Origin of the sequence: Methanobacterium congolense, from assembly GCF_900095295.1 — an archaeon.
In the GTDB taxonomy this organism is placed as follows: Archaea; Methanobacteriota; Methanobacteria; order Methanobacteriales; family Methanobacteriaceae; genus Methanobacterium_C; species Methanobacterium_C congolense.
The window spans coordinates 664,569-683,687 of the sequence record NZ_LT607756.1 but is presented as its reverse complement, the minus strand read 5'-3'; the positions used below and the strand labels follow the sequence as shown (position 1 = coordinate 683,687).

Sequence of the window (19,119 nt, the reverse complement as noted above, 5' to 3'; positions counted from 1 at the left end):
TCATTTGATTCCCGCTATCTTGTCCAGAAGATCCGTTCTTGTGACGATTCCTAGGGAAGTTCCATCGGTGTCAACAACTATCAAACGACCTATACGATTCTTGTTCATGATTTCTATTGCCTCTGCAATCATGACATCTTTCTCAACTGTTATGAGGTTTTTTGACATTAAATCCGTTAAACTGGAATTTTCTTTACCGTCTGCAAGGGCGCGTGTGATGTCGCTCAGTGTTAGGATTCCTGAAACTTTACCTTCATCATCGGTTACAGGTGCTCCCTCTATATGTTCATGGGTTAAAATTCTTGCAGCTTCCTTCAGAGTCATGGATTGATTGAGTTTAATCACATCAACGGTTGCAACTTCAAGAACAGTCTTTTTAGGTATGCTGCGTATTGCAGTGGTGTCAAGAAGCAGAATGTTGTCCATGTCATCCCTTCCAACAATGATACCGTCCACAATAAGTTTGTTCACAGGGGTTGGTCCAGCCCGGATCTTGTCACCCAGGTCAAGTTTCTTTATGTTTCCAACGGCCTTCACAGCTGCCTCACATTCACCAGGATGTGGAATACTTGTGAACTCTATCTTGGCCACTGATATGTCTTTGAGCTTTTTACCATCTTTGTAGATAGGTACCTGGGTTTCTTTGTTACTTTCTGAGATATTCAAGGTGTGGTATGCTTTCACAGTTGGTTTGTAACCTCCCCTTGGCCCCGGAACACCTTTCACAAGACCTAAACTTCGCAGTGACTGCATCTGGTTCCTTATTGTACCAGGATTACGGTTCATTAACTCTGCTATCTCTTCTCCCTTAATTGACTTACCTTCAGCATTCCTGTACAAATTTATGAGACTTTGGAGTATTTCTTTTTGAACCGATGTGAGCATAAAACCACCTTTAATATTTAATAATTATTTATAATTATCAATCAGATCATTCCTGATTAAATACTTAACTATATGTCTGCAAAATAAATTTAAAAAACAATCCACATGCAAGACCACATTTTATGAATTCCCATTCTTCGAATCTGTTTAAATGTTAAACAAAACTTTTTAATCATTTCATAAATTATTAAAAAGAAATTTCTAGAAAATTCACCCATAGAGCAAAGCTAAAAAAAATCCGTTTTTATAAATGTTATGGCTGTTAATTAGTCTTTTGTTCATTTCTGGATATTTAAATGTCTAAAAATATAAAAAACGGTTGATTCTTCTTTATTTCCCATAATATTTTTCAACTTTTAAATCAAGTTAAAAATCAACCTTAAATGTGGCACATTTATTATAATTGACAATTATCATTAATTGTCACTTATGATTATATAAAGATTTTGGGTATTACGCCTTATTTTTTAGTCTATCAAAAGGAAAATTAGTAGGATAAGTTAATACTCAAGGATTTTCCATGAGAATTTTGTTTGAGAATAAATAAATTGTTAGGGGCGGAGTAACCTTTAGTCTGTTTTCTTTTTTGGTTAAAAAGTAAGTAGAGGAAGTTTTTTTATTTAATTTTTATTTATTTTCAAGACAGTCCATATCCTCTTTCATTTGTTCATATTGTTTAATTGAATGATTGAAATAATTATCCAAAAAAGATTTGCTATTTTCTAATTTGGTTTGATACGCAATTTTTTTATCATCAGTCCAGGCTTTAGAAAATTCTTGAACAAGAATGCTCATCCTATTATTACATCTTTTCCAGATTAAACTCCATTTCTTTGTTATAATGTTCTTATCTTTTGATATTAGCTCTGCTTCTTCTTTTGTAATCTTATTTAAATCTTTAATTAAGGGAGTTACTACAATCGTTTTCTTATCTGGCCCTGTTCCCAAATGATAATATTGTCCTTTTTTCTTAACTAAGTAATCGTGCCTTGAAATAAAACCTGTTGACGAATCGGATAACATTTGCGGAATTAAACACCAAACATCCATTCTTTGAATTTTTAGATGTAATCCTAAACCCGCTTTAACCATTGCTTTAATAAAACCTTCATTCGGTTCCCATACAAACATGAAAATATGTTTTTCAAAAACAAGCCTTAAAAAATCTTGAGTAAATCCAGTACCTCTAAAATCTTCTCTTACCCAAACATGCTTTAATATAAACTCTTCTTTATCGTAATTGATCATAGCTTTAAATTTTCCATTTTCATCAAATTCGGCGGAAACATGATCTATGAGTCTTTTATCCCAATTATTTTCTTGAAATATTTCTTGAACTTTATCTTTAATTTCCATAAACCCTACCCCCTACACGAATTGACTCTACGATTTAAAGCTTAATTCATATACGTTATCTAACCAGTCTTTAAAGTACATTACTGCAATCCATTAAAGATTAAATTGGAATTAATCATTGGAAATGTTCACCTTCTTTTAGGATTCCACTCTCCTTCATCATTATAATTCCCAGATCCACCAAATCCACATGCATTTCGAAAAGCATCAAACGCAGGCTTTAGCAAATTACCAGGTATTTCAGGATATTTTGACATCAAAATTTCAGGATTGGCAAGTACATTTCTATCTATTAAATCTTCTTTTCGATGACTTAAAAAGAATTCATTATTATCTGGTTCCATTTTGTATCCCTTGACATCTACCAGAGTAATGAAAATAAATACAGGTAGTTCCACATTTAATTCTTTATAAAGTTCTAAATAGTTGGAGAATGCCCTTACTACTTGAATTTCATAGTAACTACTGGACATAAGTTTTTTCTCAGCATCAAAAAAATCTCCACAAACAGCTTCAATGATTCCATTTCTATAAAGCTGAGCATAACTACCACTAGCATAATCACCTATAGATTCACTAGTTAAATATCCATCAAAATTAACTCTAAAACGAGGGTTATGTGCATCAATCGCTGTTAGTTTATTGATAAGGTCTTTAATTTGCCCAATATTATATTTCTGGCCAGGATAAAAAGCATTGATTGGAATTAAATGCAAAATGAGTTTTCCTCCGGTTTTAAGCGATATCGGAGTTTCGCTAGACAATATGCTACTGATTCGTTCTTCTCTGAATCTTTTAATTTTCTCCCCTAATGTTTCTGAGAGATTGAAAGATGTTCTTAATTCAAAAATGTCCATCAAATTATTTTGAAACCCACCACGGATATAAAAATGTTTTAATTTTTTATTGTTAGTTATACTCACTCTATGTGGCGAATTCCAACTCCTTGGAACCTTAATTAAAATAAAAACATTATTTGAATCTGATTTATCTCTAAATCCAACTGATACTGAAGGAATCGAAGGTTCAGAATTTTCCTTAATTATATCTATTATTCTCATTCCAGTTTTATCTTGATTATCAACAGAGATACCATTAATTTCTGTGGGTATACCATCTTTAGCATCTATCCCATAAATCAACAGCCCACCATTAGTATTAGCAAATGCACATATGGTTTTCAATAATTTTTCTTTATGGCGTGGATTATCAAAATCTAAACTTCCTTTATATTCTAAATTTTTGCTTTCAGGTATTTTATGTTCTTTTAAAAGGTTTAAATCCAATTCTGTGATTTCTTCTACACTCTTTTCAAAAATAATAGGTCATCACCCCATTCAGCAGAATATATTCTTTTAAATTTCCTTCCTTGGAAAATTACAAACAAACTTTCTTTATCTTCATGAGCACGCTAATTAAAAAAAAGACTTATTGGACTAATGGACAGTGAATTCTTGCCATTGAACTGCTTCAATTGGCACATTAGCCATGAAATTCACAATATCGTTCCTACCATAATACTTTGGTATTCCCCTACTATCTTGTGCCATTAATATAACTGGCTTCCCTGGAAAAAATCTTTGAAAAGCAAGGATGGCATCTTGTGCCCTCGAACTACTATTTAAAACATGCATTTTTACAATCACAATTGCAAATTCAACACCTTGTTCTCTAATTAAAGCTCCCTGAAATTTTTCCATTTTATTACTCCCATTCATTCCATTATATTGGAATATACAAATATCATATTTATTATTATTGTGAGAGCATTTGATAAAAAATAATCAATAGAATAAGCCTTCACGCCCCATCATTCAACTCCTGCAGCCATATCCATCTCAATACCCAATTAAATTAAATTAAATTAATTAACTCATTGGAAAATTACGAGTTATAAATGATTTTTGGTTAAAGTTTTTACGTTTAAGCAATATTTGTTTATAGTTTATTGCACCTGGTTCATAGAATCCATGAAACCAAAAAAGAAACCTAGTAAAAAAATTGCAAGAAAAAATATAATCACTATGATTATACCGTATTTTAACGCCTTTTCCATAACAACCCACTCATTGACAACATCATATTTTATTTAAATACCATTATTACTAAAACTTATTTATCTTCCACCCGTTGAGTAATATACATGAGTATGATTATTTTCTTAATAAACTTAATTTAATAATGTTCTCAATCAAAAAAAATAGCCCTCTAAACCTCACCTTTCAGTTCTTTTAACTCCCTTTTCATTTCCGCAACTGTTTCACATAACTTACTGTTCTGTCTTTGTAGTTCCCTGATTTCATCTTGTGAATATTTTCCTGCCGTGGAGTCTTTGACTGATAGGTGTTCTATATACCTTAAATAGATTTTTCTAAGTTCATTTGGGTCAGCTAGGAAGTATGCCTCACGGACCCTATCTTTTAACTTGTGTCCCATCATGTGCTCCCGGATTTCCCAGGGCATTCCTGCATTTATTAACTGGGTGTTGAAGAACTTCCGCATCATATGACTGGTGGCCTTGTAGAACCCACCCTCATCTGGTACCCAACCAAGGAACCGGTTCAGTTCACGGTAGGAGTGCTGAATGGCCATTGTACTCATATGGTCACCACCAGACTGATACCTTGAAAAAAGGGCATCACCATCTTCCATATCCAACCGTTCAAACTCAAAATAAGTCTCAATAGCCTCAACCGCTTCCTCACTAAAAAAAGGTAGTGAACTTTACGTGAGTTTTCTTTCGATCTAAGCACCACGGGTAGAAAGAGAACTTCAAGCAGCAATTGAGAAATTAATTAAAAATAAGATATTAATATCTTTACATTAATTTGAGATAGATTATTGATTGAAATTTACTTAGCCATAGCTGCAATTTAACGAATATAACTAGCTATAGCTAATAAGTTTCATCCAATCCTTTCTTGCGGTATCGATTCACCCATTTAAAGCTTTCGAAACATAATATAATGACAAATGCAGCCAATATACACATTAAAATATCTTGTACTTCCAGAGGTCCGAAACGGAAGACATTTTGTAGTGGTGGGAAATAAAGCACCAGTACCAGGAAAAATAATGCCCCTCCAATAACCCACCAGAGAGCTTTATTAGAGGATTTGGGAGCTTTTAATATGTTCCGAGACCACGAACGATTGATAATTATCAGGGAAAGATTGGCAAAGATCAGGGTGGTGAAGCAAACAGTACGCGCATACACTTCCCCATGACCCCAGTAAAGAGCGGCTAAATAGACAGATAAAACAACGAAAAGAACAAATAATCCCTGTAAAATGCTCATTCCAAGAGTTTTCCGGTCAAACAGAGGATTTGTTGAACTGCGAGGGGGCCGTTTCATCACATTCTTCTCAGCTGGCTCAGCTTCAAATACAACTGAACACGCAGGGTCAATTATTAGTTGCAAAAAAGCAATCTGAACCGGGAACAGGACCAAAGGCCATTGGAAGACTACGGGTAAAATTGACATTCCAACAATGGGAACATGAATAGCGAATATGTATGCTATAGCTTTTTTTAGGTTGTCGAAGATGCGACGTCCCATTTTTATGGCGGCTACAATTGAAGAGAAATCATCCTCTAGTAAAACCAGTGCAGAAGCTTCTCTAGCAACATCAGTACCTCTCCCACCCATACTTATGCCAATCTGGGCTGATTTAAGGGCAGGTGCATCATTCACCCCATCCCCAGTCATGGCTACTATCTCCCCATTGGATTTAAGGACCTCTACCAGGCGTAACTTCATCTCCGGCACCATACGGGCAAAAATATTGACCTCCATCACCCTTTTTTTAAGGTCATCATCACTCATTTCATCCAGCTCAGGGCCTGTTATAACCTCCTCCGGATTTTTAAGTCCTATAGTTTTGGCAATGTTTTTGGCAGTGCCAGGGTAATCCCCAGTAATCATCACCACTCTGATTCCAGCCTGGTAACATTCTTCCACAGCTGGTGGAACTTGAATACGAACCGGATCCAGGAAACCCACCAGCCCCAAAAACTCGAAATGAAAATCATGTTGTTCATGAGGCAGATCAGGTTTTTTAAAGGAACCATTAGCCACTCCGATTATCCTTAAACCATCTTTAGCCATTAAAGATATATTAGATGATAATTTGTCAATTTCAGCACGGTTGAAGTGACAAAGATCCGCTACTGCTTCTGGAGCTCCTTTAGTAGCAATTATGTAATCCTCGCCATCGGGAGATTGCCATACATGGGACATGGCCAGTAGTTTCTCAGATAAAGGATATTCGTGGACTAGCTGCCAGTCATCATGGAGATGTTCAGTTTCTGATAAGGTTTTATCACCAAATTCTTTGAGAGATTTTTCCATAGGATCAAAGGGGTCTCTCTGACTTGCAAGGATGCTGAATTCCACCAGTTCATGGAAATTTTCAGGAAGATGGTCAGTTTCATGGGGGTTAAAATCGTAAAAATCAGTTCCTGCGAAGATTTTACTGACTGACATTTGGTTTACAGTCAGGGTTCCAGTTTTATCAACACAGAGTACAGTGGTGGATCCAAGGGCTTGAATTGCATGAGAACTGCGAGTAAGCACGCTTTTCCTGGAAATACGCCAGGCACCCAAAGCCAAGAAGATGGTGAGCACCACCGGTATTTCTTCAGGAAGGATGGCCATGGCCAGGGTTATCCCTGCAAGGAAACCGTTAAGCCAGTCAAGACGGGTGAAACCGTAAATTACTACTACAGCTGCACAGAACCCTGCCCCAATAATAGCCATATTCCGCACCAAGGTGCGAGTTTCCTTTTGAAGGGATGTATCCTCTGTTTCCAGGGTTTTGAGACGTTTACCAATACGGCCCATCTCAGTGTTAAGGCCTGTAGACATCACCTGAGCCACCCCCATGCCCTGCACCACCATGGTTCCAGAGTAAACGGAGGGAAGACCATCACCACCAGGCGGATGCATGTCCATCACACCTCCGCAGTGCACTTTGCGCACAGGAACTGACTCCCCGGTTAAGATGGACTCGTTTATTAGGAGGTTGCTGCAGGATAATATCACGGCATCAGCCGGAACCCGGTCACCCTCTTTGAGCATGATAACATCATCAGTTACCAATTCCTTACCCGCAATCCTTTTTTGCTTCCCATCCCGTATTACCCGGGCACGGGGACTGGACAAATCTCTAAGTGCCTCTAAAGTCCGTTCGGTTTTACGTTCCTGGTAAAAAGTGATACCCATAATAACGAAAACAAATCCCAGGAGCATCAGTGCCTCCTGAAGATCTCCTAAAAATAAATAAATGGTACCACATGCGATTAACAGGAGGAACATGGGTTCACGCACAACTTCCAATACAATGGTTAGAAATGATCTCTTTTCACTGGAAGGAAGTTCGTTGTATCCTTCTTCACTTATTTTACGGGTGCCCTCTTCTTCAGAAAGTCCGCTTATATTTTTCAGGTCCAGCTCATCTGCCAAATCATTACCCCCATCATTGGGAAAATTATTCACCTCGAGTTTATTTAAATCTGAAGAAGGACCTATAAATCTTTTTCCATTAATTAGAGTGTTAGGAAAGCCTAATTGTTCTTAAATGGAATGTTAGTCCCTTCTAATCTTGATAGGCCCACCTAACATTTAAAAATTTTACTTGTTCTTTTTAATCTAACTCACATTCTTCTTCAGCAGGACAGGTGTGAACAATAACCATTTTTAAGGGTTTTACTTGATTGATAATCTCTTCTTCTACACGATGGGAGATTTTATGACTCTCTTCAAGTCTAAGATTTTTGTCCAATTCAATGTGTAATTCAGCAGATGCATAAGGCCCCATGTTATTTATTTTCACACTATGAACACCCTGCACATCTTTTAAAGATAATGCAGCGGATTCAATATCTCTTAAAATCGTTGGATCAGGCACTTTTCCCATAAGAGCGTTAACACTATCACGAGCTACCACATAAGCCGTTTTAAGAACCATTATGGCAATAAATACAGCAACTAAAGGGTCTAAGAAGGTAAAACCTAAGCGAGACCCTATAACCCCTATTAATATGGCAGCACAGGAATAGATGTCAACAGACTGATGACGACCATCAGCAATTAGTACCGGGCTGTTGATTTTTTTCCCAGCATTAATAAGATAATTGGTCATGGCATAATTTACAAAAATACCAATCAATGCCATCCCCGCTGCAATTAAATCAGGAGGTGTCAGTGCTTCGCCCAGCATTAGTTTTTTATAGACTTCAAAGAGTATTTCAAAGGCCACAACACCCAAAAATGCGACAATAATTATTCCTACTATGGGTTCAGCCCGACCATGACCATAATGATGTTCTTCATCAGCAGGCCTCATCCCAATCATAAAACCAAAATAAGCCATTACTGAGGTGATTACATCAGATAATGTGTGTGTTCCTTCAGCAACCAACGCTGTACTACCTGAGAAGATTCCCACAGTAAAATTGAATATTGTAAGGAAGATATTACCAAATATAGCCACAAAGGAAGCTTTTTGGCCGATTTTTTCTCTCTGAATTTCATTTTCCAATTTAACCACCTAGAATCATAAGATTTTAAAGAATTTGCCCTGAATTATCTATCTGTTTATTTTTTTAATTTCTTTTTGTAAATAAAGTACAAAACAGCTGAGATTAGGATCACTATAACACTGACCTCTTCTAAATACGAAATCTCATCGGCCAACGTTTGATACATACTTCCAAACTGCCATCCAATAAATCCTAAGATGAAAGCCCTTACCAAAGTCCCGAAAAAGGTGATGACTAAATACTTCTTCAGATCAAAACGAATAAAACCACAAAATGCACTGATAGCTACGCTGGGAATGATCGGCACAGCCCTTACCAGAAATAATACCAACTCATCTGAACGACTTTTTTGAAATTTCTTTTCTGTTTTTTCAATATCTTCCCAGGAAACACCTAAATATTTACCCCAACGCTCCAAAAAGGGCTTACCTGCAAAATATGCGATACCATAAACAAATAACGATCCAATAGTCACACCTAAAGAAGCAGGCAACACAATGTTAAGAAATAGCTTCAAAAATGCATCTATAGAAATTACAGCACCTTTTAGCACAATAAAACTAGTTCCCATAATAACTAGTGTAGATGGAATAGGAGCTATCACTTCTTCAATAATACTAGCAATAAAAACACCTAAAGGCCCATAAACAAATAATATATTTTCTAAGTATAAAATTATCTCAGCAAACATGATTTTAACCTCATCAGGGAGAATTTACTATATATTTTAACGATTTTACATAAAGTTGAATTCATTACTAAAAAAATGTGCATTACTTATAAAACCTCAAATTTTACCCGTATTTTTATCCAATAAACAAACATGGGACAGTTTATCCATCAAATTATTATTTCCTACTTTCAGGACCAGTAGAGAGGATAATATTCCCACAATAGCACCGAAGGCAACATCTAAGGGATAATGCACTCCTATGTATATCCTGGAAAACCCTATAACTCCTGCAAAAGCTAATAAAGGATAAATCAAACCATAATTTTTTCCTCTGAAATTAAGTTTGTATTTAAGCCCGATCACCACAGCAGCTGCGAAAGATGATGCTGTATGGCCAGAAGGGAAAGAATAAAACTCGCTTTCTGAGACTAAAAGATCTACATTGGGTAGAGTAAGGAAAGGTCTGGGTTCTGCTATTATAAATTTCAACAAATATACTGCTACATTACTTACAAATAAAGCTGCCAAACCAAGGATAGCAACTTTTTTTCCTTTTTCTCCTCCAAATATAAACAAAAGTCCACAAATCGCAGCCCACACAATGAAGCTTCCAAAATTAGTAAGTAAAGGCATTATAAAATCAAATGCATTGTTATCCATCCCATGATTAATCATGTAAAAAAGAACGGTATTTTGATTTAAAATTCCAGATATTATAAAATTGTACATGAATATTTACTCCATTATTTCAGTATTGGGAATCAAAAGAGTTGTTCCCATGTTTACTAAGTTCTTTGGTTAAGTTGTGTGAGTTATAATTAAGTACTTATTCCAGAATTACGCCCCAATCTTTCCCCAATCAAATTAGTAAAATAAAAAAAAATGTTAAAAAGGTTCCTCTTAAGGGAAAAAAATAACTATTTATCCTAAAAAAAGAGGAGAATTTCTAATAAGTTATTTTAAATAGGATGGATAAAGCTACGAATTGTATTAGGTTTATGGAGAATAGTTCTAATAGGTGTTCTATGGCCTCCTCTAATTCCCCACCTCCTCCAACTGTAAAATTAAGTAGAACTAAAAAAACAGTGGCAGCAACATTCTGTACCAGAAGAACCAGTGTAAAGAATAACAGTCCTATGGTGAATTCAGATTTCATATCACGGTAACTGTTCCAGTAAATGTAGAACAATCCTAATAATAGGCAGACATTAGCTATTCCAACTCCAATAGCTGCATATTGAATGATGCTTAGTAAACCCGGTTCCAGTATCATTTTCTCACCATTTATTCAATGTCCAGTTTTCTCCAAATATTTTCAAAAAGTTTGTAATTTTCTTCCATTTTTGGAGAAAGAAAGTATAATTTACCATAAGTATCTCCAGTAGGCTGAATCAAGTTATTTTTTTCTAAAATTTTAACATGATGCCTTACTGTCTTATAATCTAAGTTTAGCTCCTCTGAAAGTTGATGAGCATTATAGGGCCTATCAGCTATCATTTTAATTATTTTAGCCCTATTCTTGCCCCCTCTTTTGCCAGCGATTAACCACCAGAGTAACTTATCCATAAGTTAGTATATAGAATACTAATATTAATTTATTTGCATAAAAAATAGGAATGAACTCATTTTTAACCATAAGAACGCCGGAGCCGGTTTTTATAATTATCAATTAGATTATTCCTGATTAAATAATTAACTATATGTCTGCAAAATAAATTTAAAAATCAATCCACAAGCAAGACCACATTATATGAATTTCCATTCTTCGAATCTGGTTAAATGTTAAATAAAACTTTTGAATCATTTCATAAAATATTTAAAAAAATTTTATAATCAGAATAATAACACAGAGTATTAGTTTGATGTTTATTTATATTAAGTAGGAATAGGAATAAAATGCATAGGAATATGAAGTGAATTTAAGGGCATTTAATGAACTTACGATTATCACATCAAACGGAGTTAATAATGAAGATAAAAGAAATTTTAAGTGATTCCTTAAAATATCCTATTTCAGATTGGAAGAAATTTTTGATATTTGGAATTTTCTCGGTTCTTGGTGGGATAAATATAAATTATTATTTCAGTATTTTAAGTACAACAAATGTTACAATTCCTCTCTTAGAAATAATTAATTTCATTTTTATAATTTTAATTATAGGTATTTTTTAAAAATCATGAAATCATCTATTAATAATGCTAATAAACCCCCAAAATTTGACCAATGGAAAATCATGTTCATAGATGGGATTAAAGTATCAATAGTAAACATTATTTATTTGATCCCAGTTATTCTGATTGCAATAGTTTTTTTAGCCATAAACCCATTAAATATCGTACCAATCATTAAAATCATTGAATATTATCCAAATAATGTTTTTTCCATGCTTAATGATATGTTATGGTATTTAAAGACAGGATTTGTGGTTCTTATGCTTTTATACACATACATGATCATCATTTATCCTTTTATTAACATTGCCGTAGCCTATATGGCCTACAATGACAGTAAACTAAAAACAGCATTCAAATTCCGGGAAATATTACATAAAATCTCTACCATAGGATGGAAAAATTTCACATTATGGTACATTGTGATTAAAATTTTGTTTTTAACAATATCTTATGCAGGATCTTTTATATTATTCTATGCCGCTGTTATCCTCCGTAACGGTTTTGGAATACATATTACTCCAATTATGCCTATTCTGACCTTCTTAATTATAGCCCCTTACCTTTCAATGTATTTTGTTAGATCAGTGGCGTTATTTTACATGTCTGGAGAAAAAATATCTTAATTGACCTTTTCGATAAGTATGAAAATAAATTGACTGGGTGAATGAATGGATAAAACAAAAGTTATGTTAATTTTAATGGGGATCGTGGTAATACTATTGTTTTTAGGAGATTTTTCACAGTATAAATCCTCTTTAGACCTATTGTATATTACTATGGGAATGATGGTGGTTATATTTGGATTTTTTGTTGAAGGCGAAAAATTTAATGAAACAGTTACTTATTTTGTAGCTATGTCTGCTGTTAACATATTCCAATGGTTAATTGTGATCAATATCTTATTTATTAGTCAAGTTTATTTAACGATTCAAGTTTTCATTGTTTTGGCCATTGCACCAGTGATGACGATATTTTTAATTAATAGACTTCGTAGAAGCAACCTAAAATACCTTGGAAATCAACAAAGGAAAAATAAGGATTTGGTAGTAGCTGACAAGATGAACGTGATTTTAACGGATAAAACAAAAGCCATATACATATTTGTAGGAATTGTGATAATGCTTGTCTGTTTAGCAAGTTTTTCACAATCCCAATCTCCTGAGAACTATTTGGTAGTGCCGTGGGTTTGATGGTTATAATATATGGATATTACTATGAAAATAAAAATGTAATGCCTCCAAAATATTCCCCCGGCATGTCCCGCGGTTCCATATATCGTGACATTAAAAAAGTTAATGTGACAGAAAATTATTTTTTTGCTATGTCCAGTGTTTTAATATTCCAATGGTTAATTCTATACTATATTACCTTTATTCGCCCATCTCTTGTCCCAGATGATGGTGCTGCTCTTGCAGCGTCCTTTGCCATAATAGCTACGATGTATTTTTATATCCAAATTCGCGAAAGTCACTTAATTAGAATAACTTGGCAAGGGATATTTATTGGAAATAAAAAAATATTTTGACCATCCCCCACTGTTATACCAGCTAAAACCAGCTCTCCATCCCCAATATGTCATTTAAACGGAAGTTTCTAATAAAATAATATTTATTAATAATTATTCACTAATTTTTATATCAAAAATAGTCTTGAAGGTGGCACATTTAATACAATTGATAATTATCAATCAGATCATTCCTGATTAAATACTTAACTATATGTCTGCAAAATAAATTTAAAAATCAATCCACATGCAAGACCACATTTTATGAATTCCCATTCTTCGAATCTGTTTAAATGTTAAATAAAACTTTTTAATCATTTCATAAATTATTAAAAAGAAATTTCTAGAAAATTCACCTTTGTAGTAAAACTAAAAATATTGCTATTTTATGGATATTACGAGTTATAATTACTTATTAATTTAATTATGGACTTTTAAATGTCTTAAAATAGAAAAAAATAGTTTATTCTTCTTTATTTCTCAGAATATATTTCAATTTTTTAATCAAGATCAAGATCAACCAAAAATGTGGCACATTTATTATAATTGACAATAATCATTACCATTCAATTGAGAATATGTAAAATATCTTGAGTATACGGCGTGTTTTTAAAGTCTCTCGAAGAATTATTGTTATAGATAAAAACTCCAAAATTTAGTTATTTTTGGAAAAAAATGTCAGGAATGGGATAAGTTTTTTAATATCTATTTCTAGGCCCAGAATGGTTAAAAATAAGTTTTAGGATTCATAACTTTTATCTTTAGAAAAATCATTGTACAAAAATTATTTTCTCAGTTTATAATTATTAAATCCCCAATTAAGCAAATAAATGGAAAAATCCACCTAAAAGAAACTAGAATTAAATTTCAGATAGTGAATTTTGGAATAAATTATATGCTTTAAATATCTAAAAGATATTAATGAGTTATAAAAATTATTTACCTAAGTTTCATCGTGAAACTTTAGTAAGTGACCTTTCGGCTGGTCTAACTCTGGCTTTTGTTAGTATACCTATTAGCATGGCCTATGCACTCCTGGCTGGTGTTGATCCCATCTATGGCATCTACACTGCAATGTTAACTGTTATTATTGGTTCTTTAGCTGCTTCTTCAAGTTTAATGATTGTTACCATCAGTGATGAAGTTGCTTTAGTGGTGGCAAGTTCAGTAGGTGCCTTGGGGGGTGATGTAACTCAGGGACTCGTTACTTTAACCTTGTTGGTAGGCTTATTACAATTTGCCACAGGGCAACTTAAAATGGGGAGTCTGGTGCGTTTTATTTCTGCAGAAGTCATGTCAGGTTTTATTGCTGCAGTGGGTCTTTCTTTGGTTATTAGTCAGCTTGCAAAATTCACAGGTTACAAAAGCACGGTCATACTGCCCTATATCTCGGATTCCATAATACAGGGAATTGACATTATCACTCATCCAAGTTTATGGGATTTACCCACATTTTTAGTTGGTTTGGTAACCATCGTGGTTTTAATATTATTCAAATGGTCACGGTTAAAGCGTTATGGGAATCTTCTGGCCATGGTCATCATTTCTGCCATGGTAGCTCTATTAGGACTAACAACTGTTAAGCTGACAGGTAGTATTGCTCCAATTTCAGGGGGTTTGCCAAAACCTGTTTTACCTAATCCTATGCTTATCCCTGATCTTATTTTACCCGCCCTGGCCATACTGATTTTAACATCTATACAAACAGTTGGTGTGGGATCTGCTTACCCTAATCCTGATGGAAAACGAACTAATAGGTCAAAAAACTTTTCTGCTCAAGGTTTAGCCAATATAGGAGGTTCAATATTCACAGCGTTACCTGCAGGTGGTTCTTTTACCCGTACTGGTGTGAATATTGAAAGTGGTGGTAAAACTCGATGGTCAGGAGTATTCTCAGGGATTTTTGTAATAGTAATATTCCTCTTGATACCTCAAATGTTTGAAAAAGTTCCTATGTCGGGCTTAGCTGCAATTTTAATTGCGTTGGGGTCAACGATTATAATAAACGAATGGAGTAACATCGTTTTAGCCTGGAAAAGTTCCAATATTTATCGTTATGCTATGCTTTTAACCTTTGTTGTGGGTGTAGGATTCAGTATTGAATATGCAGTTTTCGCGGGGGCCATACTCTCTCTATTAATTTACGCTTTCACCACTCACAAGGACATAATGCTCGAAGAACTTGTTTTACTGGATGATGGTCGTTATCAGGAACGCTCTCTCCCTGATGAGTTTCCAACTAATAAGTGCACTGTTATAGAAGTTAAGGGGTTAGATTATTTTGCAGTAGCATATTTACTGGAAGAACAAATGCCTTCAATTGAAAACACTACTTGTGCAGTTATTATTCTAAATTTACATGATCGTAAATATTTAGGAACAAATGTAGTTGTCTGGATGAATGAATTTGCAAGAAAGTTGCATGAATCAGGTAATCTCTTAATGCTAGCAGAAGTAGAAGATTCCATAAAAAAACAGCTTGAAAGAACGGGTGTACTGGAAGAAATAGGTTCTAAAAACGTTTTCATGGCCAGTTCAATAGTAAATGATTCAATCCGTGAAGCTGCATTATCCGCCAATAAATGGATTAAGGCTAATAAGATTCAATGAAAACCAACCAGAAGACGTTATAATGATCAAAATGTTCTAAATAAATAATTTAACTACATTCTGATCAAAAAAAGACCACAACCCTTCAAGTTTTGTTGCTTACTAATTCGTTATCATTACCAATTTTTCAAGAACTTGCTTTATTTAGTGTTTTTGACTTTTTTAACTTTTTTTTGTAAATAAAATACAATATAACCGCAATTGAAATAACTGCCACTGTAATTTCTTCCAGGTAGGAAATTTCATCTGCTACAGACTGGTACATACTTCCAAATTGCCAGCCTATAAATCCCAGAATAAAAGCCCTTACCATAGTCCCTAAGAATGTAATTATAACATATTTTACCAAATCGAATCTAATAATACCACAGAAAGCACTTATAGCCACACTGGGAATAACTGGAATCGCTCTAACCATGAAAAGGAGTATTTCATCTGAATGACTGTTTTCAAATTTTTCTTCTGCTTTTTCAATATCTTCCCATGAAACACCCAAATATTTACCCCAACGCTCAATGAATGGTTTTCCTGCAAAATAACCAATTCCATATACAAAAAGTGATCCTAGGGTAACACCTAAAGAGGCAGGTAATACAATGTTAAAAAATAGATTTATGAATCCATCTAAAGAAATTGCAGAACCTTTTAAGACTACAAAACTGGTCCCCATGATAACTAGAGTAGATGGTATGGGTGCTATTACTTCTTCAACAATACTGGCAATAAAAACCCCAAAAGGACCGTAAACAGCCAGTATACTTTCTAAATATAAAATTATTCCTTCAAACATTATTGGGCCTCTTATTTCTTTTGTTGAACAGGTAAATTTCAAAACAAGTTCATTCTTTGCTATATCCTTCAAAAGGGCAGGTGTGAATAGTAGCCATTTTTATAGGTCCTACCTGGTTGATGATCTGTTTTTCAACCTCATGAGAGATTTTATGAGATTCTCTTAGGTTTAAATCAGCATCAAGTTCAATGTGCAACTCTGCTGAAGCATAAGGCCCCATATTATTAACTCTTACTTCATGCACTCCTTTAACATCATTTACAGACATTGCAGCCACCGTAATTTCATCTAAAATTTTTTCAGATGGTATTTTACCCATGAGGGTGTTAATATTGTCACGAGCCACAATGAATGCTGTTCTTATCACCATTATAGCAATGAATATGGCTACAATAGGATCTAACATAGTAAATCCTAATTGTGCACCTATGACACCTACCAGTACTGCACCACATGAGAAAATATCCACTTTCTGATGCTGCCCATCAGCAATAAGTGCAGGACTGTTGATTTTCTTCCCAGAACGAATTAAGTAAGTGGTCATAGCATAATTCACAAATATTCCAATTAATGCCATGCCTGCTGCGATCCAATCCGGTGCTTTTAGTGTTTCATGCATTAAAAGTTTGATATAAACATCTGAAAGAATTTCATAGGCAACCACCACCAAGAACACCACTATTACTAATCCAATAATTGGTTCAGCCCTACCATGCCCATACTGGTGTTCATTATCTGCAGGCCACATCCCTATTTTGAACCCGACAAAAGCCAGAATGGAAGTGATGACATCTGAAAGTGTGTGGGCAGCCTCAGCAACTAAGGCAGTACTACCAGATAAAGTCCCAACAATAAAGTTGAAAATAGTCAATAGGATATTTCCAAAAATAGCAACCATCGAAGCTTTACGACCAATACTTTCCCGGTTAGTGATGGCATCCATAAAAAATCACTTAAAGTTTTTAAATTCTGGCAATTTATTAAATAAGTACGCTTAACTCGTTTTTTTCTAATTTATGAATCTTATTTTACTCAGAAAATAAGGAGAATCCAGGGATTAAAAATATGAAGTCCCTGAGTTAATAACGCCTGTCGTTTCGATTAAGTAAATTTTTCAGGTGGTTAAATTGCATGTCTAAATCATTTAACCTCTCTGTGAGTTCCCTATTTTTCATTCTAACTTCTTCAAGGTCCCTGGACATTTTGTATAGAATATCATCTACTTCGCCCCTGCTACCATGAGAACTTCCACTTTTTTGGACCTGATCAATTGCAGTGTCCATTAATTTTTTCGGATCAAACATTTTTTATTACACCACTCTCGGATTTTTTTTGGAAATGAGGTTTATTTCAGCCTTAGATTAATCCAATGTATTCCAAGCTATATAAAGACTTCGGTAGTCCATAGGGCTTTAATTAGGCTTAACTAAGATTATTAGGGCATCCTAACAAGGAGGAACATTTATTAATTTAAATAATAAACATTAAATAAAAAAAATAAGAGTTTTCAAATGCTACTGGTTTCTTAATACTAATTTAGAAAAACAATAAAACACACTCTATCCAACAAAATAATCACTTAGGCAGTGATTTAGTTTTAATAAGCAAATTAGTAAAATGGAAATTAATGGTGCAGCATGGTTGATTACAAGGTTCATAGTGTAGATGAAAATGAGGATTTTGTTTATACACGCTCATTTAGGAAAATATACCGCATGTTCCGTAGTCTTAAAAACCGTAAAGGACGTTTTGTACTCGTTACCGGAACTCCGGGAACTGGTAAATCCGCTAATATTTACACCGCCTTAAAAAGTTTAGATTTGAATGTCTATGAACCTGCCTTATTTTTACACAATGTGGATATGAGTTATGATGAAGTCTTTAATGAATTTTTCAAAACACTCAGAGCTGACCTTAATGTAGAGACTAATGAAGATGTATATAAAAAAGTGCAAGAGTATGATGTGGTCTTACTCGCAGATAAAATTCTCGATTCTGAATTTATTAACAAAGAAAAAGCAGGACTCAGCCTTTGGACTCTTAATAAAGGATTACGAGCATTGCCATTCTATTTTAAAATCGAACTGGAACGTATAAAACATAAAAATGACCTCAAAAACGTGAATATAGTAATCCAAACAGTTTTTGCGTTTCGTTTCAATGGGAGAAGCTATGATATATTAACAGATTTTTCCATATTTTCAAAAATTCTCATTTTCATATTTAAACATCTTTTTGAAATAATCATGATCACCTATTCTGAAGAGGAAATCTTACAAATCGTGAAAAATAACTTCAAATACGCTGATGATACATCGATAAAGTCTTATATTGAAAAATATGGTCATAAACCCAGATCTATTTTTAAAGCATTACGAAATGAAGGAGAAACTATTGTCCCAAAATATGAAAAAGGATTTTTGTACGGTTTAATAATTACAGGCATATTCCTAATTTATCAAATAATGAGGTTTATTATTCACTTTGCAACAGATGTACTTGTAGTAGTATAGAGCAAATTTATAGATCACTAACCCGTCCACTGCATAGAATCACTGGAATATTCACAATACGACGAGTCCA

At 34.2% G+C, this 19,119-nt stretch carries 19 protein-coding genes and 1 pseudogene; 6 read left to right on the top strand and 14 right to left on the bottom strand.

The window, feature by feature from the left end; all coding sequences use genetic code 11:
• The 11 genes and pseudogenes from MCBB_RS03290 to MCBB_RS03240 all read right to left on the bottom strand — a co-directional run bounded on the left by MCBB_RS03290 (position 1) and on the right by MCBB_RS03240 (position 11,023).
• The gene (locus MCBB_RS03290) at positions 1-885 is read right to left on the bottom strand and encodes a CBS domain-containing protein (protein WP_071906432.1); all 885 of its coding nucleotides are present in this window, start codon (positions 883-885) and stop codon (positions 1-3) included.
• A gap of 627 nt (positions 886-1,512) precedes the next feature.
• Positions 1,513-2,241 carry a hypothetical protein gene (locus MCBB_RS03285; protein WP_071906431.1) on the bottom strand — a complete coding sequence of 243 codons (729 nt, stop codon included), beginning with the start codon at positions 2,239-2,241 and terminating at the stop codon, positions 1,513-1,515.
• Between the two features lie 128 nt (positions 2,242-2,369).
• Positions 2,370-3,527, bottom strand: a complete 1,158-nt coding sequence (locus tag MCBB_RS03280) for an AlbA family DNA-binding domain-containing protein (RefSeq protein ID WP_071906430.1) — start codon at positions 3,525-3,527, stop codon at positions 2,370-2,372.
• A 150-nt stretch (positions 3,528-3,677) separates the two neighbouring features.
• Positions 3,678-3,941, bottom strand: a complete 264-nt coding sequence (locus MCBB_RS03275; RefSeq protein WP_071906429.1) for a hypothetical protein — start codon at positions 3,939-3,941, stop codon at positions 3,678-3,680.
• Between the two features lie 508 nt (positions 3,942-4,449).
• Positions 4,450-4,938 (bottom strand): annotated as a pseudogene (locus MCBB_RS03270) (tyrosine-type recombinase/integrase); the annotation flags it as partial.
• Positions 4,939-5,137: 199 nt separating this feature from the next.
• Positions 5,138-7,705 carry a cation-translocating P-type ATPase gene (locus tag MCBB_RS03265; RefSeq protein WP_071906427.1) on the bottom strand — a complete coding sequence of 856 codons (2,568 nt, stop codon included), beginning with the start codon at positions 7,703-7,705 and terminating at the stop codon, positions 5,138-5,140.
• A 181-nt stretch (positions 7,706-7,886) separates the two neighbouring features.
• Positions 7,887-8,783, bottom strand: coding sequence for a cation diffusion facilitator family transporter (locus MCBB_RS03260; protein ID WP_084789744.1), 897 nt, complete (start codon positions 8,781-8,783; stop codon positions 7,887-7,889).
• 56 nt (positions 8,784-8,839) lie between these two features.
• Complete coding sequence (locus MCBB_RS03255) at positions 8,840-9,475, bottom strand: DedA family protein (RefSeq protein WP_071906426.1); 636 nt, start codon at positions 9,473-9,475, stop codon at positions 8,840-8,842.
• Between the two features lie 96 nt (positions 9,476-9,571).
• Positions 9,572-10,186, bottom strand: coding sequence for a phosphatase PAP2 family protein (locus MCBB_RS03250; RefSeq protein WP_071906425.1), 615 nt, complete (start codon positions 10,184-10,186; stop codon positions 9,572-9,574).
• Between the two features lie 217 nt (positions 10,187-10,403).
• Complete coding sequence (locus MCBB_RS03245) at positions 10,404-10,730, bottom strand: hypothetical protein (protein ID WP_071906424.1); 327 nt, start codon at positions 10,728-10,730, stop codon at positions 10,404-10,406.
• Between the two features lie 11 nt (positions 10,731-10,741).
• Entirely contained in the window at positions 10,742-11,023 is a 282-nt protein-coding gene (locus MCBB_RS03240) for an ArsR/SmtB family transcription factor (protein ID WP_071906423.1), read from the bottom strand.
• Positions 11,024-11,425: 402 nt separating this feature from the next.
• Between MCBB_RS03240 and MCBB_RS03235 the strand changes: the two genes are divergently transcribed.
• The 5 genes from MCBB_RS03235 to MCBB_RS03215 all read left to right on the top strand — a co-directional run bounded on the left by MCBB_RS03235 (position 11,426) and on the right by MCBB_RS03215 (position 15,746).
• Entirely contained in the window at positions 11,426-11,629 is a 204-nt protein-coding gene (locus tag MCBB_RS03235; RefSeq protein ID WP_071906422.1) for a hypothetical protein, read from the top strand.
• A 5-nt stretch (positions 11,630-11,634) separates the two neighbouring features.
• The gene (locus MCBB_RS03230) at positions 11,635-12,255 is read left to right on the top strand and encodes a DUF4013 domain-containing protein (RefSeq protein ID WP_071906421.1); all 621 of its coding nucleotides are present in this window, start codon (positions 11,635-11,637) and stop codon (positions 12,253-12,255) included.
• A 45-nt stretch (positions 12,256-12,300) separates the two neighbouring features.
• A complete protein-coding gene (locus MCBB_RS03225) occupies positions 12,301-12,822 on the top strand; it encodes a hypothetical protein (RefSeq protein ID WP_071906420.1) in 522 nt (173 codons plus the stop codon).
• Positions 12,822-13,157, top strand: coding sequence for a hypothetical protein (locus tag MCBB_RS03220; protein WP_071906419.1), 336 nt, complete (start codon positions 12,822-12,824; stop codon positions 13,155-13,157). The genes MCBB_RS03225 and MCBB_RS03220 overlap by 1 nt, the downstream gene beginning before the upstream one ends.
• A gap of 900 nt (positions 13,158-14,057) precedes the next feature.
• A complete protein-coding gene (locus MCBB_RS03215) occupies positions 14,058-15,746 on the top strand; it encodes a SulP family inorganic anion transporter (protein ID WP_071906418.1) in 1,689 nt (562 codons plus the stop codon).
• Between the two features lie 127 nt (positions 15,747-15,873).
• On the opposite strand, the gene MCBB_RS03210 is transcribed toward MCBB_RS03215, so the two are convergent.
• The 3 genes from MCBB_RS03210 to MCBB_RS03200 form a co-directional block, all read right to left on the bottom strand.
• A complete protein-coding gene (locus tag MCBB_RS03210) occupies positions 15,874-16,608 on the bottom strand; it encodes a DedA family protein (RefSeq protein ID WP_231916392.1) in 735 nt (244 codons plus the stop codon).
• Positions 16,586-17,479 carry a cation diffusion facilitator family transporter gene (locus MCBB_RS03205; RefSeq protein ID WP_071906416.1) on the bottom strand — a complete coding sequence of 298 codons (894 nt, stop codon included), beginning with the start codon at positions 17,477-17,479 and terminating at the stop codon, positions 16,586-16,588. Before MCBB_RS03205 ends, MCBB_RS03210 begins: the two co-directional genes overlap by 23 nt.
• 136 nt (positions 17,480-17,615) lie before the next feature.
• Complete coding sequence (locus tag MCBB_RS03200; RefSeq protein WP_071906415.1) at positions 17,616-17,840, bottom strand: hypothetical protein; 225 nt, start codon at positions 17,838-17,840, stop codon at positions 17,616-17,618.
• A gap of 333 nt (positions 17,841-18,173) precedes the next feature.
• Between MCBB_RS03200 and MCBB_RS03195 the strand changes: the two genes are divergently transcribed.
• A complete protein-coding gene (locus tag MCBB_RS03195) occupies positions 18,174-19,049 on the top strand; it encodes a P-loop NTPase family protein (RefSeq protein WP_071906414.1) in 876 nt (291 codons plus the stop codon).
• Positions 19,050-19,119 lie beyond the last annotated feature (70 nt).